This is a genomic window from Pseudonocardia pini, assembly GCF_013870575.1.
Taxonomy (GTDB): domain Bacteria; phylum Actinomycetota; class Actinomycetes; order Mycobacteriales; family Pseudonocardiaceae; genus Pseudonocardia; species Pseudonocardia pini.
This window is the reverse complement of record NZ_JACBXB010000477.1, coordinates 1-4,326: the sequence shown is the minus strand read 5'-3', so window position 1 is coordinate 4,326 and position 4,326 is coordinate 1. Positions and strand designations below refer to the sequence as shown.

General features: G+C 72.0%; 3 protein-coding genes and 1 pseudogene. 2 read left to right on the top strand and 2 right to left on the bottom strand.

The window, feature by feature from the left end; translation table 11 throughout:
• Nucleotides 1–1,325: FAD-dependent oxidoreductase (locus tag H5J29_RS22715; protein WP_181783068.1), on the bottom strand; the 1,325-nt coding region annotated here is incomplete at its 3' end.
• A 70-nt stretch (nt 1,326–1,395) separates the two neighbouring features.
• On the bottom strand, nt 1,396–3,141 hold the full coding sequence (locus H5J29_RS22710) for a proline--tRNA ligase (RefSeq protein ID WP_181783067.1): 1,746 nt from the start codon (nt 3,139–3,141) through the stop codon (nt 1,396–1,398).
• A gap of 82 nt (nt 3,142–3,223) precedes the next feature.
• Here H5J29_RS22710 and H5J29_RS22705 point away from each other — a divergent pair, with 82 nt between their 5' ends.
• Together H5J29_RS22705 and H5J29_RS22700 are read left to right on the top strand one after the other, a co-directional pair.
• Nucleotides 3,224–3,658 (top strand): PPOX class F420-dependent oxidoreductase, encoded by a 435-nt coding sequence (locus tag H5J29_RS22705; RefSeq protein WP_181783066.1) that lies wholly within the window; start codon nt 3,224–3,226, stop codon nt 3,656–3,658.
• A 297-nt stretch (nt 3,659–3,955) separates the two neighbouring features.
• A pseudogene (locus H5J29_RS22700) lies at nt 3,956–4,326 on the top strand (hypothetical protein); the annotation flags it as partial.

Here is a 4,326-nt window from a genome sequence, read left to right as displayed (position 1 = left end):
AGCTCGACCATCTCCTCGCGCGGCACGACCTTGATCCGCTCCCGGCCGCGCTCCTCGCCGAGCCCGCGCTCGTGCTTGTCGAGCTGCAGCCAGCCCTCCCAGGTCGTGTAGTCCACGCCCCGCTCCTCCAGGAGCTCCACCACAGCCGCCGGGTCCGGCACGGGCGCCGGGGCCAGGGTGTCCGCGAGCAGTGACCCGACCGTCTCCGACGCACAGCCCTTGGTGTGCCCGATCAGGCCGATCGGCCCGCGCTTGATCCAGCCGACGGCGTACACGCCGGGGACCTGCTGACCGTCGAAGTCCAGGACCCGGCCCGCGGCGTGCGGGAGCGTGCCGGAGAGCGCGTCCCACGGCAGCTCCGGCAGCTCCGACCCGATGTACCCGACGGCCCGGTAGAGCGCCTGGAGCGGGTGGTCGGTGTAGACACCGGTGCCGTGCACGCCGCCGGTGCCGTCGAGCTGCATCCGCTCGGTGCGCAGCCCGGTGACCCGGTCCCGCCCGAGCACCTCGACCGGCCCGGTGAGGAAGTGCAGGTGCAGCCGCCGCTCGGCCGGGCGGCGGTCCCGCAACGCCCAGTCCTGCAACGTCTTCACGACCATCTGCGTCTGCTTGCTCTCCCGCAGCGCGGCGAGCGACCCCTCGTCGAAGTCGACGTCCTCGGGGTCCACCACGACCTCCACGCCCGGCACGTGGTCGAGCTCGCGCAGCTCCATCGGCGTGAACTTGGCCTGCGCAGGCCCGCGGCGGGCGAAGACGTGCACGTCCGTGGCGCGGTTCGCGGCGAGCCCGGCGTGGACGTTGTCCGCGATCTCGGTGGAGAGCATGTCGTCCGCGTGCTTCGCGAGCACCCGCGCCACGTCCAGCGCCACGTTCCCGGCCCCGATGACGCCGACGTGCCGGGCGTCGAGCGCCCAGTCCCGCGGGACGTCCGGGTGCCCGTCGAACCACTTCACGAACTCGGCGGCGCCGTGGCTGCCCGGCAGGTCGATCCCGGGGATGTCCAGCTCACGGTCCCGCTCGCAGCCGGTGGCGACCACGACGGCGTCGTACAGCATCCGGACGTCGGACAGCGAGAGGTCCCGCCCGTAGGCGACGTTCCCGAACAGCCGCACACCCGGCTTGCTCAGCACGGAGTGCAGCGCCCCGACGATCCCCTTGATCCGCGGATGGTCGGGCGCGACGCCGTACCGGACCAGGCCGAACGGCGCCGGGAGCCGGTCGAACAGGTCGACCGAACACGGCGTGCCGGACTTCATCAGCGTGTCGGCGGCGTAGATGCCCGCCGGCCCCGCCCCGATGACGGCGATCCGCAGCTCCCGCGACATGCCCCACCTCTCCTTCGCTCGGTGATCACCACCGTAGCGAGGAAAGGTGAGGCTTACCTAATGAACTCGGTCACGCCCGAACGAGTGCCGCGATCGTGCTCGCCGCGCCCTCGCGGTCGATCTCGGACCGCTCGCCGGTCGCCCGGTCCTTGACCTCCAGCTTCCCGTCGACCAGCCCGCGCCCCACGACGACGATCGTGGGCACGCCGAGCAGCTCGGCGTCGGCGAACTTCACGCCGGGGCTGGCCTTCCGGTCGTCGAGGATCACGGACAGGCCCGCGGCCTCCAGCTCGGCGGCCAGCGCCTCGCCGCCCGCGAAGAGCTCCGGGTTGTTCTTGTGCGCGATCACCACGTGCACGTCGAACGGGGCGACCGCTCGGGGCCAGACGAGACCGGAGTCGTCGTGCGACTGCTCCGCGATGGCCGCGACCAGCCGCGAGACGCCGATCCCGTAGGAGCCCATGGTGATCCGGACGGGCTTGGAGTCCGGGCCGAGGGCGTCGAGGGAGAAGGCGTCCGCGTACTTGCGGCCGAGCTGGAAGATGTGCCCGATCTCGATGCCGCGTGCGGCCTCGAGGACCCCGGTGCCGTCCGGCGAGGGGTCACCGGCGCGCACCTCCGCGGCCTCGATGGTGCCATCGGGGGTGAAGTCCCGGCCCACCACGAGGTCGACGACGTGGTGGTCGGCCTTGTCCGCACCCGTCACCCAGGCCGTGCCGGTGACGATCCGGGGGTCGACGACGTACTTCACGCCGTTGCCCTGCAGGGCGGCGGGCCCGATGTACCCCTTGACGAGGAAGGGGTTGCGCGCGAAGTCCGACTCCTCCAGCAGGGCGACCTCGGCGGGCTCCAGCCCGGCCTCGACGCGCTTCATGTCCACCTCGCGGTCCCCGGGCACGCCGATCGCCAGCAGCTCCCAGTCCGCCGAGCCGGGCTGCCGGGTCTTGAGCAGCACGTTCTTCAGCGTGTCGGCCGCGGTGAACTTGCGGTCGGTGTTGGCGTTGAGGAAGTCCACGAGCGTCTCGATGGTGGGCGTGTCCGGCGTGTGGTGCACGACGGCGGCGGGCTTGTCCTCGACCGACTGCGCGGGGGGCGCGGGGGTCGTCACCGCCTCGACGTTCGCCGCGTACCCGCCGGGCCCGCGGACGAAGGTGTCCTCGCCCGTCTCGGACTCGGCGAGGAACTCCTCGCTCGCCGACCCACCCATGGCGCCGGAGGTGGCCGCCACGATGACGTACTTCAGCCCCAGCCGGTCGAAGGTCTTGATGTACGCCCCGCGGTGCTTGGCGTACGACTCGGACAGCCCCTCGTCGGTCAGGTCGAAGGAGTACGAGTCCTTCATCAGGAACTCGCGGCCGCGCAGGATGCCCGCGCGGGGGCGCTCCTCGTCCCGGTACTTGGTCTGGATCTGGTACAGGATGACGGGATAGTCCTTGTAGGACGCGTACTCGCCCTTCACGGTGAGCGTGAACAGCTCCTCGTGGGTGGGGCCGAGCAGGTAGTCGCCGCCCTTGCGGTCCTTGAGCCGGAAGATGTTGGGCCCGTACTCGGTCCAGCGGTTCGTGGCCTCGTAGGGCTCACGGGGCAACAGCGCGGGGAACTGGATCTCCTGGGCGCCGATGGCGTCCATCTCCTCGCGCACGATCTCCTCGATGCGCCGCAGCACCTTCAGCCCGAGCGGCAGCCAGGAGTAGACCCCCGGGGCCACGCGGCGGACGTAACCGGCGCGGACGAGCAGCTTGTGGCTGGGCACCTCCGCGTCGGCCGGGTCCTCGCGGAGGGTGCGGAGGAACAGCGACGACATCCTGGTCAACACCCTCGGCAGCGTACTGAGGGACCCCGGGCCGGTTCACCCCGGTTACCGGAATGCGGGCGGGCGGGCACGGGTTGGTCCGGGTATGACCGCCGTCACCAACGACGACCTGTACGCCCTGCTCGCCGAGGCCCGGCTCGGCGTCCTCGCCACGATCAAGAAGGACGGCTCGCCGCAGCTGTCCCCCGTGACCCCGTTCTACGACCGCGCGGCCGGCGTCGTCTACATCTCGATGATCGAGGGCCGGGCCAAGACCGCCAACCTGCGCCGCGACCCCCGCGCGGCCCTGGAGGTCACCAGCCCCGACGGCGGCACCTGGGCCACCGCCGAGGGCACCGTGACCCTCACCGGGCCGGGGACCTCGGAGGACTCCCCCCAGGTCGAGGCGCTCGTCGACTACTACCGGCATGCCGCGGGCGAGCACCCGGACTGGGCGGAGTACCGGTCGGTGATGGTCGCCGACCGACGCGTCCTCATGGCCCTGACCGTCGCGAAGGTCTACGGCGCCAAGGTGTTCTAGGTCCCGCTCGTCCCGCAGCGCCCTGACCCGTCGGTCGGTGAGCCCGCTGGGATCCCCGCCGCGTAGAGCTCGTCGACGTGCTCGGTACGGCCGGTGACGATGGAGAAGCGTGGCTGACCAGGTCCGCGCCCATCCGGGCCTGCGCTGTCGGCGACGAGGTGGTCCCGAGGTCACCCGGTGGGGTCACGCTCGCGATCCCGTCGGGTGACGTCCCTCCCGGTCGCTCGCGACTCGTGGTCACATCCGCCTCAGGAGTCACAAGCTGGGGGCGCAGGAATGCAGGTCGGACGACTGAGTGTGACGGCGATATCGCTGGGTGCGGCGCTGCTGCTGGTCGCGCCGACCGCGTCCGCGGCGCCGCCCGAGGTGCCGCAGCCGATCATCGAGTCGGTCGGGCCCGCCGTCGAGGTCGGACCGGGGATCACGCACCGGGAGCTGACGACCGACCTGGGCGTCGGCCGGGTGATGGCCGACGTCGTCGAGGTCGATCTCGCCGACCCGGCCGTGCGCGTCGACCTGCTGTGGCCCGGGGCCGTGGCCGCCCGCGCCCCGGTGAAGGGCATGGCGGACCGGACCGGGGCGGTCGCCGGGATCAACGGGGACTTCTTCGACATCGGCCGGACCCGAAGACCTCGCCCCAGACCAACCGCTTCGCCACCTGGGCGGTG

Coding starts and splice junctions, on each gene's coding strand:
- H5J29_RS22705 (WP_181783066.1), top strand. CDS start 3,224: ATGACCGCCGTCACCAACGACGACCTGTACGCCCTGCTCGCCGAGGCC.